Source organism: Thiothrix nivea DSM 5205, from assembly GCF_000260135.1.
Taxonomy (GTDB): domain Bacteria; phylum Pseudomonadota; class Gammaproteobacteria; order Thiotrichales; family Thiotrichaceae; genus Thiothrix; species Thiothrix nivea.
In genome coordinates this window covers 3,043,796-3,067,593 of the sequence record NZ_JH651384.1, presented here as the reverse complement: position 1 = coordinate 3,067,593, position 23,798 = coordinate 3,043,796, and the positions used below count along the sequence as shown (strand labels likewise).

24 protein-coding genes are annotated in these 23,798 nt (G+C 55.3%); 8 read left to right on the top strand and 16 right to left on the bottom strand.

The annotated features are described in order from the left end of the window. Window positions 1-13 precede the first annotated feature (13 nt). The 3 genes from THINI_RS15340 to THINI_RS15330 form a co-directional block, all read right to left on the bottom strand. On the bottom strand, window positions 14-718 hold the full coding sequence (locus tag THINI_RS15340; protein ID WP_002709469.1) for a phosphatase PAP2 family protein: 705 nt from the start codon (window positions 716-718) through the stop codon (window positions 14-16). Continuing rightward, window positions 715-2,073: a glycosyltransferase family 39 protein gene (locus tag THINI_RS15335; protein WP_050988066.1), complete on the bottom strand. Its 1,359-nt coding sequence runs from the start codon at window positions 2,071-2,073 to the stop codon at window positions 715-717. The genes THINI_RS15340 and THINI_RS15335 overlap by 4 nt, the downstream gene beginning before the upstream one ends. Window positions 2,074-2,212: 139 nt before the next feature. Continuing rightward, entirely contained in the window at window positions 2,213-3,145 is a 933-nt protein-coding gene (locus THINI_RS15330; protein ID WP_002709467.1) for a lysylphosphatidylglycerol synthase transmembrane domain-containing protein, read from the bottom strand. A 61-nt stretch (window positions 3,146-3,206) separates the two neighbouring features. Here THINI_RS15330 and THINI_RS15325 point away from each other — a divergent pair, with 61 nt between their 5' ends. From THINI_RS15325 to THINI_RS15300, 6 genes are all read left to right on the top strand, one after another. Beyond that, entirely contained in the window at window positions 3,207-4,205 is a 999-nt protein-coding gene (locus THINI_RS15325) for a glycosyltransferase family 2 protein (protein WP_002709466.1), read from the top strand. Then, a complete protein-coding gene (locus THINI_RS15320; RefSeq protein ID WP_002709465.1) occupies window positions 4,205-5,833 on the top strand; it encodes an ArnT family glycosyltransferase in 1,629 nt (542 codons plus the stop codon). The genes THINI_RS15325 and THINI_RS15320 overlap by 1 nt, the downstream gene beginning before the upstream one ends. A gap of 2 nt (window positions 5,834-5,835) precedes the next feature. Beyond that, entirely contained in the window at window positions 5,836-6,603 is a 768-nt protein-coding gene (locus tag THINI_RS23585; RefSeq protein WP_002709464.1) for a phosphatase PAP2 family protein, read from the top strand. Next, entirely contained in the window at window positions 6,600-7,667 is a 1,068-nt protein-coding gene (gene lptF / locus THINI_RS15310) for an LPS export ABC transporter permease LptF (RefSeq protein WP_002709463.1), read from the top strand. The genes THINI_RS23585 and lptF overlap by 4 nt, the downstream gene beginning before the upstream one ends. Continuing rightward, entirely contained in the window at window positions 7,664-8,731 is a 1,068-nt protein-coding gene (lptG, locus tag THINI_RS15305) for an LPS export ABC transporter permease LptG (RefSeq protein ID WP_002709462.1), read from the top strand. Before lptF ends, lptG begins: the two co-directional genes overlap by 4 nt. A gap of 75 nt (window positions 8,732-8,806) precedes the next feature. Beyond that, on the top strand, window positions 8,807-9,145 hold the full coding sequence (locus tag THINI_RS15300; RefSeq protein WP_002709461.1) for a DUF1840 domain-containing protein: 339 nt from the start codon (window positions 8,807-8,809) through the stop codon (window positions 9,143-9,145). Between the two features lie 62 nt (window positions 9,146-9,207). On the opposite strand, the gene THINI_RS15295 is transcribed toward THINI_RS15300, so the two are convergent. The 9 genes from THINI_RS15295 to THINI_RS15255 form a co-directional block, all read right to left on the bottom strand. Next, window positions 9,208-9,636: a F0F1 ATP synthase subunit epsilon gene (locus tag THINI_RS15295; protein WP_002709460.1), complete on the bottom strand. Its 429-nt coding sequence runs from the start codon at window positions 9,634-9,636 to the stop codon at window positions 9,208-9,210. 15 nt (window positions 9,637-9,651) lie between these two features. After that, complete coding sequence (atpD, locus tag THINI_RS15290) at window positions 9,652-11,028, bottom strand: F0F1 ATP synthase subunit beta (RefSeq protein WP_002709459.1); 1,377 nt, start codon at window positions 11,026-11,028, stop codon at window positions 9,652-9,654. Between the two features lie 41 nt (window positions 11,029-11,069). Next, window positions 11,070-11,927: a F0F1 ATP synthase subunit gamma gene (gene atpG, locus THINI_RS15285; RefSeq protein WP_002709458.1), complete on the bottom strand. Its 858-nt coding sequence runs from the start codon at window positions 11,925-11,927 to the stop codon at window positions 11,070-11,072. A 15-nt stretch (window positions 11,928-11,942) separates the two neighbouring features. Beyond that, a complete protein-coding gene (atpA, locus tag THINI_RS15280) occupies window positions 11,943-13,484 on the bottom strand; it encodes a F0F1 ATP synthase subunit alpha (protein ID WP_002709457.1) in 1,542 nt (513 codons plus the stop codon). 27 nt (window positions 13,485-13,511) lie between these two features. Beyond that, window positions 13,512-14,048 carry a F0F1 ATP synthase subunit delta gene (locus THINI_RS15275; RefSeq protein WP_002709456.1) on the bottom strand — a complete coding sequence of 179 codons (537 nt, stop codon included), beginning with the start codon at window positions 14,046-14,048 and terminating at the stop codon, window positions 13,512-13,514. Window positions 14,049-14,058: 10 nt separating this feature from the next. Continuing rightward, window positions 14,059-14,529, bottom strand: a complete 471-nt coding sequence (locus THINI_RS15270; protein WP_002709455.1) for a F0F1 ATP synthase subunit B — start codon at window positions 14,527-14,529, stop codon at window positions 14,059-14,061. A 46-nt stretch (window positions 14,530-14,575) separates the two neighbouring features. Continuing rightward, window positions 14,576-14,860 carry a F0F1 ATP synthase subunit C gene (gene atpE, locus THINI_RS15265; RefSeq protein WP_002709454.1) on the bottom strand — a complete coding sequence of 95 codons (285 nt, stop codon included), beginning with the start codon at window positions 14,858-14,860 and terminating at the stop codon, window positions 14,576-14,578. A gap of 82 nt (window positions 14,861-14,942) precedes the next feature. Beyond that, complete coding sequence (atpB, locus tag THINI_RS15260) at window positions 14,943-15,797, bottom strand: F0F1 ATP synthase subunit A (RefSeq protein ID WP_002709453.1); 855 nt, start codon at window positions 15,795-15,797, stop codon at window positions 14,943-14,945. A gap of 45 nt (window positions 15,798-15,842) precedes the next feature. Beyond that, window positions 15,843-16,193 carry an ATP synthase subunit I gene (locus THINI_RS15255; RefSeq protein WP_002709452.1) on the bottom strand — a complete coding sequence of 117 codons (351 nt, stop codon included), beginning with the start codon at window positions 16,191-16,193 and terminating at the stop codon, window positions 15,843-15,845. A 219-nt stretch (window positions 16,194-16,412) separates the two neighbouring features. Here THINI_RS15255 and THINI_RS15250 point away from each other — a divergent pair, with 219 nt between their 5' ends. Next, window positions 16,413-16,907, top strand: coding sequence for a thioredoxin family protein (locus tag THINI_RS15250; protein WP_002709451.1), 495 nt, complete (start codon window positions 16,413-16,415; stop codon window positions 16,905-16,907). Window positions 16,908-16,954: 47 nt separating this feature from the next. Here THINI_RS15250 and THINI_RS15245 read toward each other — a convergent pair whose 3' ends face one another. Both THINI_RS15245 and THINI_RS15240 read right to left on the bottom strand, forming a co-directional pair. After that, window positions 16,955-17,701: a LytR/AlgR family response regulator transcription factor gene (locus THINI_RS15245; RefSeq protein ID WP_002709450.1), complete on the bottom strand. Its 747-nt coding sequence runs from the start codon at window positions 17,699-17,701 to the stop codon at window positions 16,955-16,957. 6 nt (window positions 17,702-17,707) lie between these two features. Continuing rightward, window positions 17,708-18,718 carry a sensor histidine kinase gene (locus THINI_RS15240; protein ID WP_245536629.1) on the bottom strand — a complete coding sequence of 337 codons (1,011 nt, stop codon included), beginning with the start codon at window positions 18,716-18,718 and terminating at the stop codon, window positions 17,708-17,710. Window positions 18,719-18,992: 274 nt separating this feature from the next. Here THINI_RS15240 and argH point away from each other — a divergent pair, with 274 nt between their 5' ends. Beyond that, complete coding sequence (gene argH / locus THINI_RS15235; RefSeq protein ID WP_002709448.1) at window positions 18,993-20,396, top strand: argininosuccinate lyase; 1,404 nt, start codon at window positions 18,993-18,995, stop codon at window positions 20,394-20,396. 35 nt (window positions 20,397-20,431) lie between these two features. Here the strand turns inward: argH and lspA are convergent, their stop codons facing one another. Next, the gene (gene lspA / locus THINI_RS15230) at window positions 20,432-20,959 is read right to left on the bottom strand and encodes a signal peptidase II (protein ID WP_002709447.1); all 528 of its coding nucleotides are present in this window, start codon (window positions 20,957-20,959) and stop codon (window positions 20,432-20,434) included. Then, window positions 20,952-23,771, bottom strand: coding sequence for an isoleucine--tRNA ligase (ileS, locus tag THINI_RS15225; RefSeq protein ID WP_002709446.1), 2,820 nt, complete (start codon window positions 23,769-23,771; stop codon window positions 20,952-20,954). The genes lspA and ileS overlap by 8 nt, the downstream gene beginning before the upstream one ends. Window positions 23,772-23,798: the final 27 nt, after the last annotated feature.

Here is a 23,798-nt window from a genome sequence, read left to right as displayed (position 1 = left end):
TTTATGATGAATGTCACGGATATTCCCTTTCGCGCTCCGGAATCCGCATGACGGGGCAATACAGTACCCAGGCAGCAAACAGTACCACCCACCCCGACCACATCACATCCGACAGGAAATGCCCCCCCGCCGCCATGCGGGTCAGGCCGACCGTACAACCAAACAGCAGCGTCAACACCAACGCCGCTTGCGCCCATTGCGGCTCGCGCTTGCGCCATAGGAACCAGAAGGCAATAAACGCGAACCCGACCGAACTGTGGCCACTGGGAAAGGAACGCCCATTCCCGTCAGCCACGAAATAGCCTGGCGGCGCATACTGCTCATGCCCCCCCAGTTGCTCGACCTGCACTGGGCGTGGCCTGCCCCAGTGATCCTTGAACAGGCTGTTGACCAGCAAGCCAGGCCCCAGCACGAATACCAGCAACACATACAGTGCGTACAGGCGCAGCCGATACCAACGCCGCAACAGTGTACTGCCAGCAATAATCAGCAGGGTTCCCACCAGCACGGCGGTCGCCACCACTTGTACCCCATCGTAAAACAGCAGTTTCCACAGTGGGAAATCATCCAGCAGCCAGTGCTTGGCCTCGCCCGTGGCCGGATCATAGAAAAACCGCGCAACAGTCAAATCCCAGTTGGAAAACCAGAATACCACCGTGGAAGCCGCCACGATGTTGAGCCACAACCAGGCGTGCGGGTACTTTTTCCAGAACTTCATGGCGACACTAAGCCCCTGAATGCCTTGAGCAAGAAGACATTGTAGTGCAGACGCCAGGAGGGGTGAATATCTGCCTCAAGCGTGCCAACTTGTTGCATGTTGGCGAAATGGGCAGGCAGGCCGTCGGGGGGCGCGCCTGGCGTTACCAGCAGGAAATCCTTGCCCACTTTGTCGGCCAGCGTTGTCACCAGGTCGTAATGGTGACGCAGTTGGTTATGCGGGTTCCAGCTTACCCCGCGCAAGCCTTGCGGGCGGGCGTAATACACCAACTCACTGAGCACGTCACGACCATCCGACAACAGGATGGCATCCGGGTATTGCTGCTGGATTGCCAAGTATTGCTGGCCGATGGCTCCCCAGCCTTTGAGGCGTTTTTGCACATCTGTTTTCAACAGGTGGTTGAGCGGTGCAGGGTGGTAAACCAGCAGGCCGAGCAAAACATTAATGGCGAGAGCAACTGCAAATGTTTTCCAACGCCCTTGCCACCACCCGGCGACCAGCAAAGTTGCTGTGACATAGGTTGGGGCTGCCCAATTGGCATTGGCGCGTCCAAATAATGCCTGCATGGCGATGATCAGGAAAAACGGCAACGCAAAACTCAACAGCAGGGTTTTATGTTTCACCTTGCCACGGACGATTACCCACAAGAACAGCGGAAACAGCACAAGGCCAAACACACCAAACTGCCCGCCGATGAACTCGCCGAATTCATCCCAGTGCAAGGTTCCGCCGCCAGTACCGGCTGCAATATCGGCGGTATGCTGGAAAGTCGGGAAATCATGCTGCCAGTTCCACCACAAATTCGGGGCAAAGATGAGCAGCATCACCAGCACGGCTACCCACGCCTTGGGGTTACGCAACATATCCCAACGCCGGGCGACAAACACATACATCAGGGCAGACACCAGAAAAATGCCCATGGTGTACTTGCTTAACATTCCCAGACCCAGTGCCACGCCCAGCAAAATCCAGTCATCCAGCGAATCACTGTCTAGGGCGAACACAAACGCATACAAAGCCAGCGTCCAGCAAAAGAACAGTGCCACATCGGTTGAAATCAGGATGGACGACAGGCTTACCGCTGGCAGGGTGAAAAACAACACAGCTGCCAGTAATGCAACCCTGGCATCAAACAACTTGCGCGCCACCAAAAACAGCAGCCACGTACTTAACGGGTAAAGCAGCAAACTGCCGGAGCGCACGCACCATTCGCTGTCGCCACATACGCTGGTTGTCCCGGCTATCAGCGCCGCAATCACTGGCGGTTTGGAGTAATAGCCCCAGTCCAAAGCCTGCGCCCAATACCAGTACTGCGCTTCATCCACATACAGGTTCAGCCCGTTGGTAGCTAACACCCAGGCACGGTAGGCGGTAAGGAGCAGGATGAAAAGGAATAGAAGAAACCCCTCCCAACCTCCCCTTATCAGAGGAGGAGCAAGAGATGCCGTTCCTGTCCCCCCCCCTGATAAGGGGAGGGTTAGGGAGGGGTTTCTTTCAATCATGCTTATCTTTCAACGGAATCATCCAGCCAATCACCGCGCCAACCAGCGAAGAACCCAGCACAAACAGGTGTAGGTTCACCGCCGCCGTGGTCGCCAGTTTCACATCCACCATGCGCGACAGCGGCGCAACCACGCCCGCCTCATAAGTACCGAAACCACCCGGCGCATGGATCGGCAACACGCTGGTCAGCTCCCCCGTCACCACGCTGGTCAGCAACAAATTCCAATTTACATCCGGCAGGAATTGCCCCAGCAACCAGGCCAGCGTCACCAGTTTCACCACCCAGTTTGCCCAGGTCATTGCCCAACTGCGCCAGAAAGCGCCCCAGCTATCCGGCAAGCCATACATGGCTTGCTGCATGAGTTCGCTGAACTTGCCATCCTTGCCCGCAAAACCCACTTCAATGCGGTTACGCAACAGATAAGCCAGCACCGGCAACAACATCCACGCAAACAGCAACGGCCACGCCAGCACCCGCAAACGCGTCGAAATCATCAACGGGAAAATCGCAAACGCCAGGATAGCGTGCAGATCCAGCGCCCGGAACCACAGCAACGCCGACACCGAATGCGCATACCCTACCCCGAAATAGCGTTTCATCAGCACCGGAAAACTCACCTCGCCAGTCCGCGCAGGCAACAGGTTGTTGAGCGCATTATGGATCAACATCAAGCGCCAGGTCTGCAACCATTGGCCGCTCAGGAATTGCGGGAAATAGTCATACATACGCCACGCCCGCAGCGCATAACTCAGCACCAACAGCGCCAGCGCAATCAGCCCCTGCGCCCAGCTAAACGCCAGCCACGGTTCGAGGACGGTTTTCCAGCCAATCCAGTACTCCACCCCCACCACAAACAGGATCAGCACCAACCAGGAAAGCGCCAGTTGCCAGCCTTGGCCTGAAGTCTTGCTCTGTTCTGTCATCCTGCACCTGCTTTAACGTATAATCCAGCGCAGCATTGTAACCGAACCGGATCATGAATTAATGACAAATTCTGCTGATAGCGTCAGTATCATCGTGCCCTTTTATAATGAGGAGGATAATGTCCTGCCCATGGTGGAGCGGGTAACGGAAGCACTGGCAAATATGGCCTACCCCTGGGAAATGGTGCTGGTGGATGATGGCAGCTCAGACCTCACCCTACAACGCTTGCGCGAAGCTTCTGAAAAATTCGGCAACCACATCCATGTGGTCGAATTACAGCGCAATTTTGGCCAGACCGCCGCCATGCAGGCCGGTATCGACCAGTCACGTGGAACCCTGTTGGTAACGCTGGATGGTGACCTGCAAAATGACCCCGCCGACATTCCCGCCATGCTCCAGGAATTACAGGAACGTGACCTCGACCTGCTGGTCGGCTGGCGCAAAAACCGCAAGGATACACTGGTGCTGCGCAAGATTCCCTCCCGCATAGCCAACCGCCTGATCCGCAAAGTCACTGGCGTCTACCTGCACGACTACGGGTGCAGCCTCAAGGTCTACCGTGCCTCGGTGATGGAACGGGTGCGCCTGTATGGGGAAATGCACCGTTTCATCCCCGCCTGGGTTGCCACCACCGTACCGCCTTCCCGCATCGGCGAACGGGTAGTCAACCACAATGAACGCCTGAGCGGGGAATCCAAATACGGCATTTCGCGCACCTTCCGGGTCGTGATTGACCTGTTGTTCATGTGGTTCTTCATGCGTTTCCGCGCACGCCCAGGGCATTTGTTCGGCACCATTGGACTGGCATTCGGGCTGATCGGCTCGCTGATTCTGGCATGGTTGGGGGTCGACAAATTCATCCTTGGCAATGACATTGGTGGCCGCCCGCTGCTGCTGGCAGGGGTAATGCTGGTGATAACCTCCATCCAGTTCATGACCACCGGCATTATCGCCGAACTGCTGGCAAGGGTTTACTTTGAATCCTCCAGCCGCAATGCCTATGTGATCCGCCCCCCGCGTGAAGAAGAGGCGGAACATGGCTGGAAGAAACCGGCCTGATGCGTGCTGCTTCCGGCCTGCGTTACTGGTTGTTGCAAAGCGGTGACGGGTTTCTGCTGCCGCTGGTAATCTTGGCATTTTTCTGGCAACTGGGCGCGCCCGCGCTGTTTGACCTGGATGAAGGCGCGTTCAGCGCGGCGACCTGGGAAATGCTCCAGCGGCATGACTTCATTACCACCTTCCTGAATGGCGAGCCGCGTTTCGACAAGCCGATCCTGATCTACTGGTTGCAGGCGCTGAGCGTATCGACCTTTGGCTTGAGTGAATGGAGCTTGCGGCTGCCTTCTGCGCTGGCCGCGAGCGCGTGGGTGATGACGACCTATTACTTCGCCAAACCACGGATACCAAGGCGTAACGCCATCCTCACCGCCGTGATGGTGGCGACTTCCGCCATGATCGTAATCATTGGCCGGGCAGCGATTGCGGATGCGTTGTTGAACCTGCTGATTGCGCTCACCCTGTTCGACATCTGGCGTTATTGGGAACAGCCTTCGCGGATGCTGTTATTCCGGGTATTTTTATGGCTGGGGCTGGGTTTCCTGTGCAAGGGGCCAGTGGCCGTCGCCATCCCGCTGGTGGTCAGTGCTTTCCTGTATATCAGTAACGGGCAGTGGAAAACCTGGCTACAAACGGTGTTCAGCCCATTCGGTCTGGTGGTATTTCTGGCTGTGGCCGCGCCGTGGTACATCCTCGAATACCTGGCGCAGGGGCAGGCGTTCATTGATGGCTTTTTCTTCAAACATAACGTCAGCCGCTTTTCAGATACGATGGAAGGGCATGGTGGGCATCTGTGGTATTACTTTGTTGCACTGCCGTTCATGATCCTGCCGTTTAGTGGGTTGCTGGTGCAAGTGCTGCGAAGCCACCCCTCCCTGTCCCTCCCCTTATCGGGGGAGGGAGCCGAAAGTGGAATGCCATCCAGTTCTTCCCCTGATAAGGGGAGGTTAGGAAGAGTTTCTTTCACCCGTTTCCTGTGGTTCTGGTTCCTGTTCGTATTCGTGTTTTTTTCTTTCTCCAACACGCAGTTGCCGCATTACCTGCTATATGGCACTACGCCTTTGCTGCTACTGCTGGCAAAACATTGTGGTGACAACCCTAACCGCTGGCTGGCGCTGGTTCCTGCCATTCTGGTTGCTGGCATCTTGCTGTTCTTGCCGGAACTGCTGGCCAAGGCAGTTACCCAGAACCCAACACCTTACTTTCAGGGCCTGTTGGAACAGTTCCGGAAAGTGACTGAAGCGTATTACCGGCTGGCAGTCGGCATTTACCTGCTGGCATTGCTGGCGCTGCTGCTATGGCCGAAGGTGCAAAATTACCTGCGTCTGATTGGCGCCGCCATCCTGCAAACCCTGTTCATCAGCAGTATCCTGATTCCAGTGGTGGCTTACACCCAGCAGGCAGCAGTGCAAGACCTTGCCCGCGCCGCCCGCCAGATGACCGGCTCCACCATCGTGATGGATGGGGTAAACATGCCAAGTTTCACCGTCTACCGGCAAGCCCTCACCCCAAGGCGTGCGCCCGAGATTGGGGAGTATGTCTTTTCCAAAGAAGGCCATCTACAACCGGCAGAAAACTACATGACTGTTTTCAAACAGGGCGGCCTTATACTCGCCCGGCGGATGCGTTAACCATGCGTGACATAACCGAAACCATGGCTGTTCCCGCCTTGTTGTGCGCATTGGGCGCAACGCTGATTGTTGGTTCTGGCCTGAATATCCCGCTGTTTCTGGCCTTGCAGCATTTCTCTGCACAATTGCCGGATGCATTCTGGAGCCATGCAACCCTATTAGGTGATGCCTTGGTGACCTTGGTGTTATTGGGCGCCATGGCTTTTCGCTTTCCTGACCTGTTACCTGCCGGACTCCTCGGCGGGGCACTGACCACCTTGCTGGTACGCACCCTGAAACCCACGCTGGATATTGAGCGGCCACTGGCAGTGCTGGGAGAGCACATACACACGATTGGCCCGATGTTAAAAACTGCCAGCTTCCCATCCGGCCACACCACAGCGGCATTCCTGCTGGCGGGTGTGTATGCGTTAGCCCTGCGCCGGGATCGCCTGACGGCACTGTTGTTCAGCACTGCCCTACTGGTTGCCTACAGCCGTATTGCAGTTGGTGCGCACTGGCCTGCTGACGTGCTGGCTGGCGCAGCTATCGGCTGGGGTTGCGCCTGGGCAGGCTGGAAACTGGCGCAACACTGGCGCTGGGGTAAATCCATGCGCGGCCAGCGGGTACTGGCAATACTTTTCCTGGTATTTTCATTACTGCTATTCTGGCTGGATAGCGGTTACCCGCAAGCATTCTGGCTGCAAATGCTGATTGCGCTGAGCGGAAGCCTTGCAAGCCTGGCCAATGTATGGAGAACCTGGCGCAGACCAGTGTCTAATGCCACATGATTATCAACCGTTACCTGTTCAAAGAAATTGCCCTCAGCTTTGTCGCTACCCTGCTGGTACTGACGCTGATCATTGTCGGCAACACCTTTGTGCGGCTGCTGGCGGATGCCAGTACCGGCAACCTACCCGCTGATCTGGTTGGCAGCCTGTTGTGGTTCGGCTCGCTGAAACAGTTGATCCGCCTGATCCCGGTCGCGCTGCTGATCGGTATGATGCTGGCATTCAGCCGCCTCTACCGCGATTCGGAAATGGCCGCCTTGCGCGCGGCAGGGGTAGCACCCCGCCATTTCTACCGCGCCATTTTCAGCTTCGTATTACCGCTGACCTTGCTGTTGGGCGCACTGGTGATCTTGGCTTCCCCTTGGCTGGAAGCCCGCAACCTAGAGTTACGCCGCGAAATCAACCAGCGCCCGGAAGCCGCAGGCATCCCACCCGGTGAATTCGTCAGCTCCGGTACGGCGGAGCGCAATTACACCGCGCTGGCCGAAAGTATCGATCCCAGCCATACGGTGATGGAACGCTTTTTCATCCGTGCCAAAGACGGCAGCAGCGAAGTGGTGATCTGGGCGAAATCCGCCGTGCTGTTCATCGACTCCGGTACAGGCGAACGGGTATTACAGGTTAGCGACGGTTACCGCTATGAATCCGACCCGCAACAAGGCGGCATGACTGTGATCCGCTTTGGCGAACACAGTATCCGCATCCCGCTGCGCAATTTCCAGGGCGGCGACACGCTGGCGTCGATCCCGACCCAGCAACTGCTGCAACAAACCGACCCGCCCTCGCAGGCGGAACTGCAATGGCGGATTGCCGTCATCCTCTCCGCCCCACTGCTGGCGCTACTGGCTTTCCCACTAAGCTATACGGCTCCCCGACAAGGGCGTTATAGCAAGATTGCAGTCGCTATCCTGATTTATGCTGTATACGCCAGTGTATTGGCAACGGTTCGCGGGATGATGGATCGCGGCGACTTCCCCACCCTGCCGGGGCTGTGGTGGGTACATCTGGTAGTGCTGGCAGTCAGTTTCTGGCTGCTGCGCAAATATTACGGGAAACCGGCATGAACATTCTGGAGCGTTACATCTGGAAAAGCGTCCTCTCCAGCATCCTCATCACCTGGCTGGCGCTGCTACTGCTTGACCGGTTTTTCGCTTTGCTGGCCGAATTTGGCGACACTAGCCCGGACACCCATTACGGCAGCCTGCAAGCTGTCTATTACATCCTGATGGGCGTTCCCCGCTTCATGTATGATTATTTCCCCACCGCCACCCTGATTGGCAGCCTGTTGGGGCTGGGCAATCTGGCCGCCAATAGCGAACTGACGGCGATGCGGGCGGCAGGCGTTTCCATCCGCCAGATTGTCATGATGACGCTGAAGCTGGGGCTGGTACTGGTGTTGCTGGTATTCGTGCTGGGCGAATGGATTGCGCCACGCACCGAGCTGGCCGCCAGCAGTTTCAAACTGCAAATGCAGCAAAAACAGCTTGCCGTCAGCGAACAGGGCGTCTGGGTCAAGGATGGCGACCGCATCCTCAATATCGCCAAGCTGTGGTCGGAAAAAAAGCTCGAAGGCATTTCCGTCTACACCATCAACCCCGAGGCAGGGCGCATCGACAGCATTACCCACGCCGTCAGTGCCGAGCGTGACACGAGCGGATGGACGCTGCATGAAGTGGAACGCAAAACCATTCTGGCGGACAGCATCCAGCAGGAAAAGCTGGCACAGGAACACACCGACAAACTGTTACCCGAACAGGTGTTGACCATCGCCGCCGTCAAACCCAACCAATTGGCCGCCAGCGAACTGGCCAGTTTCATCCGCCACCAGCGTGACAATGAACTGAGCAGTGACCGCTTTGAACAAGCATTCTGGCAACACTTCACCACACCGCTGTCGACGCTGGTAATGCTGATTATTGCCGCCCCGTTCGTATTCAGCTTCCAACGCAACGCCGGGGCTGGCCAGCGGATTTTCATCGGCATTATCATCGGCATTGTGTTTTTCCTGTTCAACCGCATCCTGGCCAATGTTGGAATCGTGTACGGCATCCCGCCGCTGCTGTCGGCCACGCTGCCACTGCTGGTGTTCCTTGTTGGGGGCGTGTGGATGTTGCGGCGGGTACACTAAACGCCCAACCCATAGGCCAGCCCTTCAAAGCGATATATCATGGCGGCAAGACAGCTATTAAAGGAGAGCACGCCCATGATCCGATTTACCAGCCCTGCCGGAGCCAGCGTTTCCATGTTTGACAAGGATGCGACAGCGCTCATCCGCATGATGGGGCATAGCGGCACGATTCCCAGCGCCATCCGCACCGAGGATGTCGCTGACGCCCTGCAAAAACTGGAAGATGCCCTGAAAACTGAGGAAGAAAAACAACAAACAGCCCAGCAGGAAAAACCACTGGCGCAGAAGGATGGGGCAGAAAAAGCCGTCAGCGTCAGCGTCAACGTGCGTGCTTTCCCACTGATTGAATTGCTGAAAGCCGCCGCCGCCAAACAGAAGAACGTGATGTGGGAACAGGATCACGCGTTTTTCTGAGATCCAGCCCAACAAAAAGGCTCCCGAGGGAGCCTTTTTGTTTTGGTTGGACTTGCGAAGTCTCAGTGACCGCGAGCCTTGCCGATACGGTGCAGCATTTCCAACTGCGCCTTGGCGGCTTCCAGTTCAGCCTGGATGGTCTCGTAATCGAGGTCTTCCGGGTCTTTGCCTTGCAGCGCATCCTGCGCTTGCTTCATGGCTTCCTGGGCAGCGGCTTCGTCGAGGTCTTCCGCACGCATCCCGGTGTCAACCAGCACAGTTACCATGTGTGGCTGAACTTCCAGTACACCACCGGAGACAAACAGCGATGCCATATTGCCTTCTTCGGTTTTGTACTGAAGTTCACCGGCACGCAGACGGGAAATCAGCTGGGAGTGACGTGGGAGGATACCCAGATCACCCAGCACACCCGGTGCAATGACTTCTTCGACGGTTCCGGAGAACAGTTTTTGTTCTGCCGTTACCACATCCAGATGCATTGTCATAGCCATCGTTCGCCCTCCTGATTAGAGCTTGCCGGCTTTCTCGACAGCTTCTTCGATCGGGCCAACCATGTAGAACGCGCCTTCCGGCAGATGGTCATACTCACCATTGAGGATGGCCTTGAAGCCAGCCAGCGTGTCTTTCAGGGAAACGTATTTGCCCGGTGCACCGGTAAATACTTCCGCCACGAAGAACGGCTGGGACAGGAAACGCTGGATACGACGGGCGCGGCCAACAACTTTCTTGTCGTCTTCGGAGAGTTCGTCCATACCGAGGATCGCGATGATGTCTTGCAGTTCCTTGTAGCGCTGCAATACACCCTGCACAGAACGTGCAGTGTCATAGTGATCCTTGCCGACAACCAGTGGGTCGAGCTGACGGGAAGTGGAATCCAGTGGGTCTACCGCAGGGTAGATACCGAGTTCCGCAACCTGACGGGACAGTACCAAGGTCGCATCCAGGTGGGCGAAGGTGGTGGCCGGGGACGGGTCAGTCAAGTCATCCGCAGGTACGTATACGGCCTGGAATGAAGTGATGGAACCGTTTTTGGTGGAAGTGATACGCTCTTGCAGTGCGCCCATTTCTTCCGCCAGCGTCGGCTGATAACCTACCGCAGATGGCATACGACCCAGCAGTGCGGATACTTCAGTACCGGCCAGGGTGTAACGGTAGATGTTGTCAACGAACATCAGAACGTCACGGCCTTCGTCACGGAAGTATTCCGCCATGGTCAGACCAGTCAGTGCTACACGCAGACGGTTGCCGGGTGGTTCGTTCATCTGACCGTAAACCAGTGCTACCTTGTCGATAACGCCGCCTTCAGTCATTTCGTGGTAGAAGTCGTTACCTTCACGGGTACGCTCACCAACACCCGCGAATACAGACAGACCACTGTGCTGTTTTGCGATGTTGTTGATCAGTTCCATCAGGGTAACTGTTTTACCTACACCCGCACCACCGAACAGACCGATCTTACCACCCTTGGCGATGGGCATGATCAGGTCGATAACCTTGATGCCGGTTTCCAGGATGTCGATGCTGGACGCCTGCTCTTCATAGCTAGGCGGAGCACGGTGGATAGGCATTTTGGTTTCGCTGGCAACAGGGCCTGCGTTGTCAACCGGGTTGCCCAGTACGTCCATGATACGGCCAAGGGTTGCCTGACCGACCGGCACGGAGATAGGTGCGCCGGTGTTGTCTACTTTCATGCCGCGCTTGAGGCCGTCAGACGTCCCCATCGCGATCGTGCGTACAATGCCGTCGCCCAACTGCTGCTGGACTTCCAGGGTCAGACCCTGATCGGCGACTGTCAACGCATCGTATACGGCGGGAACTGCGTTACGTGGGAATTCCACGTCGACGACCGCGCCGATGATTTCGATGATGTTTCCAGTACTCATTGATAGTACCTCTTCAAAAAATGTTAAATCCGTAACAGCCGTTAGACCGCCGCTGCGCCGCTGACGATTTCCGAGATTTCCTGCGTGATCGCTGCCTGACGAGCCTTGTTGTACACCAGCTTGAGCTCGTTGATGAGCTTGCCTGCGTTGTCGGATGCGCTTTTCATCGCAACCATACGTGCCGACATTTCGCAGGCAACGTTTTCAACAACAGCCTGGTATACCAGGGACTCGACATAACGCTGCATCAGCGCATCGATAACCTCTTTGGATTCCGGCTCGTAAATGTAGTCCCAATGATGCTTGATCGAGTCTACGTTGCCCGGCATGATCGGAATCAGCTGGCTTGCGCTCGGCTTCTGCGTCATGCTGTTGACGAACTCGTTTTCAATCAGGAACAAACGGTCAATACGGCCTTCGTCGTAGGCGTCGAGCATTACCTTGATCGTACCGATCATGTCCGCAATGCGTGGCTGGTCGCCCATGTGGGTCTTCTGGGCCACAATCCCGAAACGCTTGAACGCGGCAGCTGCCTTGTTGCCCAGCACACAGATGTCGATGTCGACACCCTGCTCTTTCCATTGAGCCATGTGCTGGAAAGCGGCCTTGAACAGGTTGACGTTGAGGCCACCACACAAACCACGGTCAGTGGAAATGATGATGTAGCCGACACGTTTGACTGTTTCACGTTCCTGCGTGTAAGGATGCTTGTATTCCAGATGTCCATGCGCCAAGTGACCTACCACCTGACGCATCTTGTCGGCATATGGGCGGCTCGCGTTCATCCGATCCTGCGCACGGCGCATTTTGGATGCCGCGACCATTTGCATCGCTTTGGTGATCTTGCGAGTATTCTGGATACTCCTGATCTGTCCGCGTATTTCCTTACCACTTGCCATGGGATTTACCTCCCATTACCAGGTGTTGGTGGACTTGAAGGTATCAAGCGCTGACTTCATCGCCGCAGCGATGTCGTCGTTGTAATCACCTTTCTCGTTGATCTTGTCCAGCAGGTCTTTCTGGGAAGAACGCAGGTAGCTCAGCATGGCTGCTTCAAAATCCACAACCTTCTTCGCGTCTACATCGTCCAGATAGCCTTCGTTGGCTGCGTACAGCGAGAATGCCATTTCAGCAACAGTCATCGGTGCAAACTGAGCCTGTTTCATCAGTTCAGTTACACGTTGACCACGGCCCAATTGCTTACGGGTACCTTCGTCGAGGTCAGATGCAAACTGGGAGAATGCTGCCAGTTCACGGTACTGAGCCAGTGCCAGACGTACACCACCGCCGAGTTTCTTGATGATCTTGGTTTGTGCTGCACCACCTACACGGGATACGGACAAACCAGCGTTGATCGCAGGACGGATACCAGCGTTGAACAGGTCGGTTTCCAGGAAGATCTGGCCGTCAGTAATGGAGATTACGTTGGTCGGAACGAATGCGGAAACGTCACCCGCCTGGGTTTCGATGATCGGCAGTGCGGTCAGGGAGCCGGTTTTACCTTTCACTTCGCCATTGGTGAAAGCTTCAACGTACTCGGCGTTGACACGCGCAGCACGCTCCAGCAAACGGGAGTGCAGATAGAAAACGTCACCTGGATAAGCTTCACGACCTGGTGGACGACGCAGCAGCAGGGAAACCTGACGGTATGCCCATGCCTGTTTGGTCAGGTCGTCATAGATGATCAGCGCATCTTCACCGCGGTCACGGAAGTATTCACCCATGGTGCAGCCGGTGTACGGAGCCAGATACTGCATGGAAGCAGGATCAGCGGCTGCTGCGGCAACAACCGTGGTGTATTCCATGGCGCCGTGCTCTTCCAGCTTGCGTACCACGTTAGCGATGGAAGACGCTTTCTGGCCGACTGCAACGTAGATACATTTTACGCCAGTGCCTTTCTGGTTGATGATGGTGTCAACCGCTACCGCAGTCTTACCGGTCTGACGGTCGCCGATGATCAGCTCGCGTTGGCCACGACCGATTGGCACCATCGCATCCAGTGCTTTCACACCGGTTTGCAGAGGCTGGTCAACCGATTTACGTTCGATTACGCCCGGAGCAATACGCTCAACAGGAGAGAAACCGTCGTTTTCAGCCGGACCTTTACCGTCGATCGGGTTACCCAGAGAGTCGACTACGCGCCCCAGCAGGCCACGGCCAACGGGTACTTCCAAGATACGGCCAGTACATTTTACGGTATCACCTTCAGTGATGGATTTGTAATCACCGAGTACGACCGCGCCGACAGAATCACGCTCAAGGTTCAGAGCCAGGCCGTAAGACCCGTTGGAGAACTCGATCATCTCACCGGACATAACGTCGCCCAGACCATGCAGGCGAACGATACCATCCGTTACGGAGACAACAGTACCCTCTGTACGTGCTTCAGCGCCGGCTTCGAAGCTGCCAATGCGCTTCTTGATCAGATCACTGATTTCAGTTGGGTTAAGTTGCATTTGCTATTCCTCAATTATCGGGCCAGCTTAGCGAGCCAGCGCCGCCTTCATTTCTTTCAGCCTGCTCTGGAGCGAACCGTCAATTACCAGGTCTCCTGCACGAATGATCGCACCACCCATCAGGGCTGGATCAACGCGGGTTGCCAGTTTGACTTCACGTCCCAAGCGTTTCTGGAGCGCCGCAGCAAGGGTTTGCTGCTGGTCATCGGTCAGTTCCTGTGCGGAAACGACTTCCGCTTCGACTGCGCCTTCTGCTTCCGCCTTCAATTTCTCGAAGATGGTAGACATTTCAGGCAGTAGTGCGAAACGGTCATTCTCCGCCAGCACCTTGAGCAGATTACGGCCACCATCGTCGATTGCATCACCTGCAATGTCGGCGAAGATGTCAGCTTTCTGTTCCCGGGTCATACGCGGGTGACTCAGCAACTCGGATGAACCTTCCGCTGTGACGACCGCAGACATGGCTGCCAGTTGCGCTGACCATTCAGGCAGCTTGCCGGCTTCCTGCGCCATCTCAAACACAGCTTTTGCGTAAGGACGGGCGGCGGTTGTCAATTCAGACATGGTTCATTCCTCAGATTTGCGCGGCCAGTTCGTCCAATGCTTTTGCGTGAGCAGCTGCATCGATTTCCTTGCCAAGAATTTTTTCAGCACCGGAAACAGCCAGTGACGCCACCTGCTTGCGCAGGGTTTCGCGGGCACGGGATACTTCCTGCTCAATATCTGCCTGGGCAGCCGCTTTGACACGGCTTTGCTCTTCAACGGCAGCATTCTTGGCTTCGTCGACGATTTCACCAGCACGCTTTTGGGCTTGCGCAATGATTTCGGCGGCAGTGGCCTTGGCATGTTTCAGTTCATCAACGGCTTTTTGACGAGCCAGCTCCTCTTCGTGCTTGCCCTTTTCAGCAGCAGCCAGACCATCAGCGATACGCGCCTTACGGTCTTCCAGCACTTTCAGCATTGGCTCCCACAGCACGCCCTTGACGAACCAGATCAGCACCGTGAACACGATCATCTGACCTATCAGGGTTGCAGTTACGTTCATGTTAACCTCCGAATGTTAGTAACAATGTGTTTAACAATCGGATGGATTAGCCGCCCATTGCAGACTGTGCAGCACCGATGAACGGGTTAGCAAAGATGAACCACATGGAGATACCCAGAACGATCATTGGGAATGCTTCCATCAGACCGCCGGTAAACAGCATCTGACCAGTCAGTTGAGCACGCATTTCAGGCTGACGGGCGATGCCTTCGATAAATTTGGAACAGATCATACCCCAGCCCAGTGCGGAACCCAGACCAGCAGCCGCCAGGATAATGCCAACGCCTACAGCAGTGTAGGAATAGATCATTGCAACAAGTTGTGCATCCATCGTTAAGTCTCCAAAGAAAAGTTAAAAATAAAAAACAAAAAAGCGCGATACAACAGGACGACCGTCAGCCGCCCCTACGAAATTAATGGTGCTCCTCACCCTGGCTGGCCAAACCCAGATATACGATGGTCAGCAGCATAAAGATGAACGCCTGAAGCGGAACCACCAGCATATGGAAGATGCCCCACAGGGAACCTAACGCAATCTGTGCAGGCATCGCCCATACGGAAAACGCCAGCAGCGCAATCAACAGGAACAACAGTTCCCCTGCAAACATGTTTCCGAAAAGACGCAGGCCAAGACTGACAGGTTTTGCAATCTCTTCAATAGCAGTCATGATGATATTGACTGGCATTAGGTATGGGCCAAACGGGTGGAACAGGAATTGCTTGATATAACCCCACAGACCTTTATGCTTGATATTATAAAAAATAATCAAGGCAAACACACTCAGCGACAGGCCGAAAGTTGTATCAAGGTTAGTAGTAGGCACTACTTTCAGGTAGGTATGGTGCGGGTCACCACCAAACAGGCTGGCGATACCACCTGCCAACGCTGGCAACAGATCAACCGGCAGGAAGTCCATCGCGTTCATGAGCAGAACCCACGTGAAGATGGTCAAAGCAAGCGGGCCAACCAGACGGTCAGCATTAGGGAAAATATCTTTGACTTGCTGGTTGACGAATTCAACAAGCGTCTCAATGACATTCTGGGTACCGGCAGGACTGTCTGCATTCAGACTTTTACCGACCTTCCATGCGAAGAAACCGATCACACCTGCGAGTAGCACACTGAACAGGAACACATCGACGTGGAACACGCTGAAGTCAACGATCTTGACTTGCTCACCGTGCTCAACGCCAACACTCCAGTTGGTCAGATGGTGCTGGATGTACTCGACAGGATTTGAGATTGCTGGCGCGTTAGACTCGCTCACAATTCACCCCGTATTACAAAGTTAAAAAATCCTTTGATGCTGGAATCACCCGACCTGGCGGGTTCCCATCAGCATGTAGGCCAGTTGCGCGACCATAAATGTCCCCAACACAGGAACTGGAGCCAGTTTCAGGTATCCAAGACCAAAACCCAGCGCAACCAGCACAAAAACAAATCTTTGTATAACGCCGAAGTACAGGGCATACACGCTCCGCTCCGGATTCGTCTTCGCCATTTCCCCTGCCTGTGCTACGCGCCGGGAAAGCAGCATGGTATTCGCGAGTGCAATAGCACCACCGTAAAACGCAGGCAACAATGCTGGCTCACCCTGATATGACCACGACACCGCAACACCGGCCAGCATCAGGATGAATTGTATAATAAGTATGCGTCGCATTTGCTCCTCTGAAGAAGGCCAAAGCTCAGCCATCTCCCTCAAAATCGGAATGGAGTATAAATATATACTAATATACGGTCAACCACTGGAGTGACACGTACCCATCCGTAAATAGCGACGCATTATATATCCCTTTTGGTATATCCCGCCACAACTAATTGCCCGATATGTTGTCCATACAGCCAAAAAATGAAATATATTTCACGTAAGGAGGAAATTATGGCGCGCATAACCCGAATAGCCGCAGCCATGCTGCTGGGCTTCGCCGGATGGGCAACTGCCACACCTGCTTTTTCGACCGACGCGACCATCCCCGAAGCCTACGACTTCCATTCCCTGCAACAGGAAATGCAGACCCGCAAGCTTCCGTTGCTACTGGCTTTCCGTGCAGATTATTGTGGTTTCTGCAAGCAACTCGAAACAGAATATCTCGAACCCATGGTCAACAGCGGGAAATACGATTCACGCATACTGATCCGCCGTTTCAGCATGGGTAACGACCACACCATTACCGACTTTAACGGTGATACAATGGATGCTGATGAATTTGCCTACCGCCACAAAGCGTCATTGACCCCCACCCTGCTCTTTCTGAATGCCGAGGGAGAAGAGGTTGCCGAACGCTTGCTGGGTTATAACAGTCCCGACTTTTACGGTGCTTATCTGGAGAACGCCATTGAAACAGCGCACAAGGCTGTCAGCGACGGGGGCTAAGGGCGTGAGAGAACCCTTAACCCCATCAAGAAGAAATCTGCCAAAAATTAACGGTTGCGGACAAACCGGCGCACTTCCGCCAGGTGGCGGCGACTGACTTCCAGCTGGTCTTTCACATTGTCCAGCACCACCTGGGTACGGCCAATGGAGGATTTGGAGAGACCGGAAATGGCGGTTTTTGCTACCAGCGCATTGCGGTGAATTCGGATGAAGCGGTCAGCCAAATCGGTTTCCAACGACTTCAGCGACTCTTCAATAATGACCTCGCCTTTCTTGTGTCGCACGGTCACGTATTTCTGGTCGGCCTGGAAGTACACAACATCCTCGATGGGAATCAGTTCAAGGTTACCCCGCATCCGCGCGCAGATGTGCTTGCGTGAGGCCAAATTGCGGCCATCGCGGTTTTCCAGCGCCTCCATACGTTGCGCGCGGTTTAATGAACGGGCTTGTTCCAGACTTTGTAGTAGTTGTTCTTGTCTTATCGGTTTCATAAGGTACCCTGTTGCTTTTGTTGAAAAGGCTTCTAATGCATATTCACCATACGCTGTGGTGAATATGACGGCTGGTGGGCTATCCATGCCTGAAATGTGCCGGGCGGCTTCCAGCCCATCCATGCCGGGCATTGAAATATCCATCAGCACAATGTCCGGCTGATAACGTTCCGTCATCAGCACTGCATCCACCCCGTTTTCGGCTTCTGCACAAATGGCGTAGTCGACCTGACTGGCCAGTAAACCCTTGATCCTTGCACGGGCATACTCTTCATCATCTACAACCAAAACTTTTAATGTCATATTTTTTTACTCCTTGGGGATGGAAAACGAGACCCGGTACTGCTGGATATTTTTGTGGATTTTCAGGTTCGCCCTGTCACCGTAGGCAAGCCGCAAGCGGTTCACCATGTTTTCCTGGGCGATATGGTTCCCTTTGGTATGGGTGCTCACACCGGATGGGGGCAATGGGTTTGTGACTGAAACATCCAGCGTGCTACCAGCGTCATAAAGGCTGAGTGTCAACAGGCCACCATCCTGACGCGGTTGAATACCATGGTAGACCGCGTTCTCGACCAACGGCTGCAACAGGAAGGGCGGAATATCCATATCCAGCGGCAGGCTGTTCTGATCCATATCCAGTTTGACATGCAAACGCCTTTCCCCCAGCCGCAAACCTTCCATACGCAGGTAGGCCAGCGTCAGGTCAAGCTCTTCTTTCAGGCTGATCCGCGCCCGCTTGTCGAGCGTAAGGCGCATAATATCCGCCAAATCCAGCAGTGCTGCTTCAGCCTTATTGGGGTCAATGTGAACCAGATGCGCAATCGTATTCAGACTATTGAACAGAAAATGCGGACGCATGCGCGCTTGCAATGCATCGTACTTGGCAGCCGAATCCGCCTCGACGGTTTCTTCCCACTGGCTGTGAATGTAGAAGTAACGCATCAACACCAGGGCAATCACCAGGGCAATCACCAGATTTTTAAAAATAAATAGGGCATTTCCTAGTACATCGCCCCCCCCCACGACGCTGCCCGACACCAGTAAACCCAGCACAGAAGCAACCAGGGTGAAACCTGCAACCGTTCCCAAAACGATGGCGGACGCCTGAAAAACCGATGGCCTGGCAAAAAAGCGGCTAAGCAGACACAAGGTAAAAATGGAAGCCAAGGTCACCCATTGCACGAATAACGAGTGCAACCCCAAGTTAACGAAGAAATCACGCAAATGCGTTGCGACCGTCAAAGCCAGCACAATCGCCAGCAACTCAGCAGCCAACACAGCACGCAACAGCGCCTGCGGCACACAGAGGTTAGGCAAGTAGCTTAATGTTTTCCCATTGAATGACGGCATTGTTTGTGCTCTCAATCAGGCTATAAGCGAACAAGCCGCCTTAGAACCTGATCCTGTTATCGTTTTATATTTTTTATAATTACCGCGCCCACACTAGCAGGCTGAGCATCTGTTTACTGTATACTAACCGCAATCCATGTTGCGGCAAGACGACTTTTGAATCATATTTTTTTATTGTTTCACAATGTAATAATGTCTGGCAACTTTTTTTAGCAACCTGATGAAATTTCAACATTTACCCATGAGCAAAAACCAGCACGACACGACCCAGGACAAACCTTGGGGTGGGCGTTTCAGCGAATCCACCGACGCTTTCGTGGAAGAATTTACCGCATCCATCCGCTTTGACCAACGCCTGTACAAGCATGACATCCAGGGTTCCCGCGCCCACGCCCGCATGTTGGGTAAGGCAGGAATATTAAACACCAGTGAAGTTGAACAGATCCTGAGTGGACTGGATGAAATCGAGCAAACCATTGAAAATGGGGGGCTTGAGTGGAACGTGACACTGGAAGATGTACACATGAACATTGAAGCCCGCCTGACCGACAAGATCGGCATTGCGGGCAAAAAACTGCATACCGGGCGCTCCCGCAATGATCAGGTTGCCACCGACGTGCGCCTGTGGCTGCGCGAACAGGTCGATGGCGTCAGCCACGAGCTGCGCCGCCTGCAATGTGCGTTAGTGGATTTGGCCGGGCGCGAAGCCGACACCATCCTGCCCGGCTTCACCCACTTGCAAGTTGCCCAACCCATTACCTTTGGCCACCACATGCTGGCCTGGTTTGAAATGCTGCAACGCGATTACGAGCGCTTGCAGGATTGCCGTAAACGCATCAATGTGATGCCGCTGGGCGCGGCAGCGCTGGCCGGAACCACCTACCCCATCGACCGCAACTACACGGCAGAACTGCTCGGCTTTGACCGCCCCGCCCGCAATTCGCTCGATGCCGTCAGCGACCGGGATTTCGCCATTGAATTCAATGCCGCCGCATCCCTGATCATGATGCACCTGTCGCGCTTTTCGGAAGAGCTGATCCTGTGGACGTCGGCTCAATTCGATTTCATCCGCCTGCCTGACCGCTTCTGTACCGGCTCTTCCATCATGCCGCAGAAGAAAAACCCGGATGTGCCGGAACTGGTGCGTGGCAAAAGCGGGCGGGTATTCGGCCACCTGATTTCCCTGCTGACCCTGATGAAAGGCCAGCCACTGGCTTACAACAAGGACAATCAGGAAGACAAGGAACCGCTGTTCGACACCGTGGATACACTGCTGGGCAGCCTGCGCGCTTTCGCCGACATGATGCCGCACATCCAACCCAAAGCGGAGCGGATGCGCCAAGCCGCCATGCAAGGCTTTTCCACCGCCACCGATCTGGCCGACTACCTGGTGCGCAAGGGTTTGCCCTTCCGTGACGCACATGAAGTGGTTGGCAAGGCGGTAGCATTAGGCGTGGAAACCGGGCGCGACCTCAGTGAAATGCGCTTGGAGGAATTGCAGGCATTTTCCGGCGCAATCCACGCCGACGTGTTTGCAGTCTTGACACTAGAAGGCTCGGTAGCCGCCCGCAACCATTTGGGTGGAACGGCACCGGAACAGGTCAGGAAGCAGATACAAATTGCGCGGGAATTACTCGGCCAATAAACAAACCGGGCAGGAAGGGCGTAGGCAATACGCCCCTACTCCATTTGTTCCGAGGAAAACAGGCTCAGGATAACCAGCAACACCGCCCCGACCGTGATGGCAATATCCGCCACATTGAAGATAGCGAAATGCCCACCATTAAGGATGAACGGCACATCAAAATTCACATAAAAATCAACAAAGTCGATAACCTTACCGTACAGCAGCCGGTCAATCAGATTACCGATTGCACCGCCCAGCACCAGCGCCAACCCGACTGCCGTCCAGACTTGCCTTTTCCGCAACTTACGCAGCCAGTTGATGATAAAAATACTGACAATAATGGCCAGAATGGCAAAAAACCAGCGTTGCCACCCACCTTGAGTGCCGAGAAAACTGAAGGCCGCCCCCATGTTGTAAGTCAGCGTCATGTTCAGGTGTGGCATCACGGCGAATGATTGCCCCGGTTCCAGATTGGCTTCCGCCATCCACTTGGTCAACTGGTCAACTGCAATCACCACCGCTGACAACCACAACCAGCCAATCATGCCGGTTTGTTCCGACAGGGAGCGGAAACTACGCATATTCACGCACCTCGCCCGCGCCATCCACATTATCGGCGCAGCGCCCACACAACCCAGGGTGTTCCGCGTGACTGCCGACATCCTCACGGTGATGCCAGCAACGCACGCACTTGCCATGTGCCGAAGGCGTCACCCGGACAAACACATGTTCCATCACTTCCACAGCATCGCCCGGCACTGCCGCCAGATCGTGCAGATGCGCGGCAGAGGTAATCAACACAAAACGCAGTTCATCCCCCAGCTTGACCAGCGGGTCAGAACCCGGCTCACGCGCAGCCTGACGGTAGTAAATGTCGACTTCCGCATCCAGACCCGCACCAATCTTGCCCGCCACCCGTACTTCCTCCAGTTGCTTGCTGATCAGCTCACGCAGATTGAACACGTAGCTCCATTCGCTGCCGGACAGTTTGTCACTGGCATCCAGCGTAAACAGGCCGTCATACCATTGGGTAAACAGCACGGAATCCGCCACTTTCCCCCCCGGCATGTGCTGCCAGATTTCCTCAGCGGTAAAGCTCAACACCGGATACAACCAGCGCACCATGGCATTGAGGATATGCCAGGCCGCCGTCTGCGCGGAACGCCGCCCGCGACTATTGGCCTGCATGGTGTACTGCCGGTCTTTGGTAATGTCGAGGAACAGGCTGCCCAACTCCACCGTACAGAAATTGAGGATTTCCTGTGCAATCAGGTGGAACTGGAAACGGTCATAAGCCGCCAATACCCTAACCTGTACTTGCGCCGCCTGATCCACCGCCCAGCGATCCAGCGCCAACATATCAGCCGCAGGAAGCACATCTGTTGCCGGGTCGAAGTCATTCAGGTTAGCGAGCAGGAAGCGCGCGGTATTGCGGATGCGCCGGTAAGCGTCCGCCGTGCGCTTGAGGATTTCATCCGACACTGACATTTCGCGGCTGTAATCGGTGGCCGCCACCCACAGGCGCAGGATGTCAGCACCCAGCTTGCCAGTCACCTCCTGTGGCACAACGATATTGCCCTTGGACTTGGACATTTTCTCGCCTTTCGCATCCACCGTAAAACCGTGCGTCAGCACCGTGCGGTAAGGCGCTGTGCCGCGCGTGCCAATCGCTGACAGCAGCGAAGACTGAAACCAGCCACGATGCTGGTCAGAACCTTCCAGATACACATCCGCCGGGAATTGCAGGTCAGCGCGCCGCTCCAGTACGGAAGCATGGGTGACGCCGGAATCAAACCACACATCCAGCGTGTCGCCTACCTTGTCATAATGCGGCGCATCCTTGCCCAGCAGGTCTTCCGGTTGCAGGCGGAACCAGGCATCGATGCCTTCACGCTCAATACGCTGTGCCACTGCCTCAATCAGGGCGTCGGTATGTGGATGTAATTCGCCCGTTTCCTTGTGCACGAACAGCGTGATCGGCACGCCCCAATTGCGCTGGCGGGAAATACACCAGTCCGGGCGGTTCTTCACCATGCCTTCGATACGCGCCTTGCCCCAATCCGGAACCCATTTCACACCCTGGATGGCTTCCAACGCCTTGGAACGCAAGCCATTCTGGTCAAGGCTGATGAACCATTGCGGCGTGGCACGGAAAATCAGCGGGGTCTTGTGCCGCCAGCAATGCGGATAGCTATGGCGCAACTTGTCGGCTTTCAGTAGCTTGCCGCGCTCGGCCAGCACTTCCAGCACATGCGGGTTGGCCTTGTGCACGGATTCACCCGCGAACAGTTCGGTATTAGGCAAAAAACAGCCATCACCACCGATCGGATTGTCCACCGGCAAGCCGTATTTCTGCCCGACCACAAAGTCTTCCTGACCATGCCCAGGCGCAGTATGGACAGCGCCGGTACCCGCATCCGTGGTAACGTGATCACCCAGGATCACCGGCACAGTGCGGGCATAGAATGGGTGTTGCAGTTGCAAGCTTTCCAGCGCCCCACCCATGCAACGGGCAATGATGCTGTAATCGCTGATGTCGGCACGTTGCAGGACAGGTTCGTACAGCGCCTCCGCCAATACCAGCCGCTCGGTTGGCGTCTGCACGACAACATATTCCAGTTCCGGGTTGAGGGCGACCGCCTGGTTGGCGGGCAATGTCCACGGCGTCGTCGTCCAGATAACGATTGCCAGCTCGCCATTGCCAGCGGCATCCGGCACGCGCTTGAGGAACTCCGTCTCATCCGCCACCGTAAAACGCACGTCGATGGAAAATGAAGTTTTGTCGGCATATTCCACTTCAGCCTCGGCCAACGCGGAACCACAATCCGTACACCAGTGCACCGGCTTCGCACCCTTGTGCAAGTGGCCATTGGTGGCAATACGCCCCAACGCGCGCACGATGTCCGCCTCGGTCTGGAAAGCCATGGTCAGGTACGGGTTTTCCCAGTCACCCAGCACACCCAGGCGCTTGAAGTCCTTGCGTTGCAAATCAACTTGCTCGCTGGCGTATTCACGGCAGGCTTTGCGGAACACGAACGCATCCACCTTGTCGCCTGCTTTGCCCAGCTTTTCTTCCACTTTCAGCTCAATCGGCAGGCCGTGGCAATCCCAGCCCGGCACATACGGCGCATCGAAACCACTCAGGGTTTTACTCTTGACGATAATATCCTTGAGGATTTTGTTGACGGCATGACCGATATGGATGATACCGTTGGCATACGGCGGGCCATCATGCAAAACGAATTTGGGGCGGCCAGCAGCATGTTGCCGCAACTGCTGATACAGCTGGCGGTTTTCCCAGTCTTCCAGCATCCCCGGCTCACGTTTGGCCAAGTCCCCACGCATGGGAAACGGGGTATTGGGCAAGTTGAGGGTGGTTTTGTAATCCGTCATCGTCTGTCCTGTCATTTGTTGCAGCCA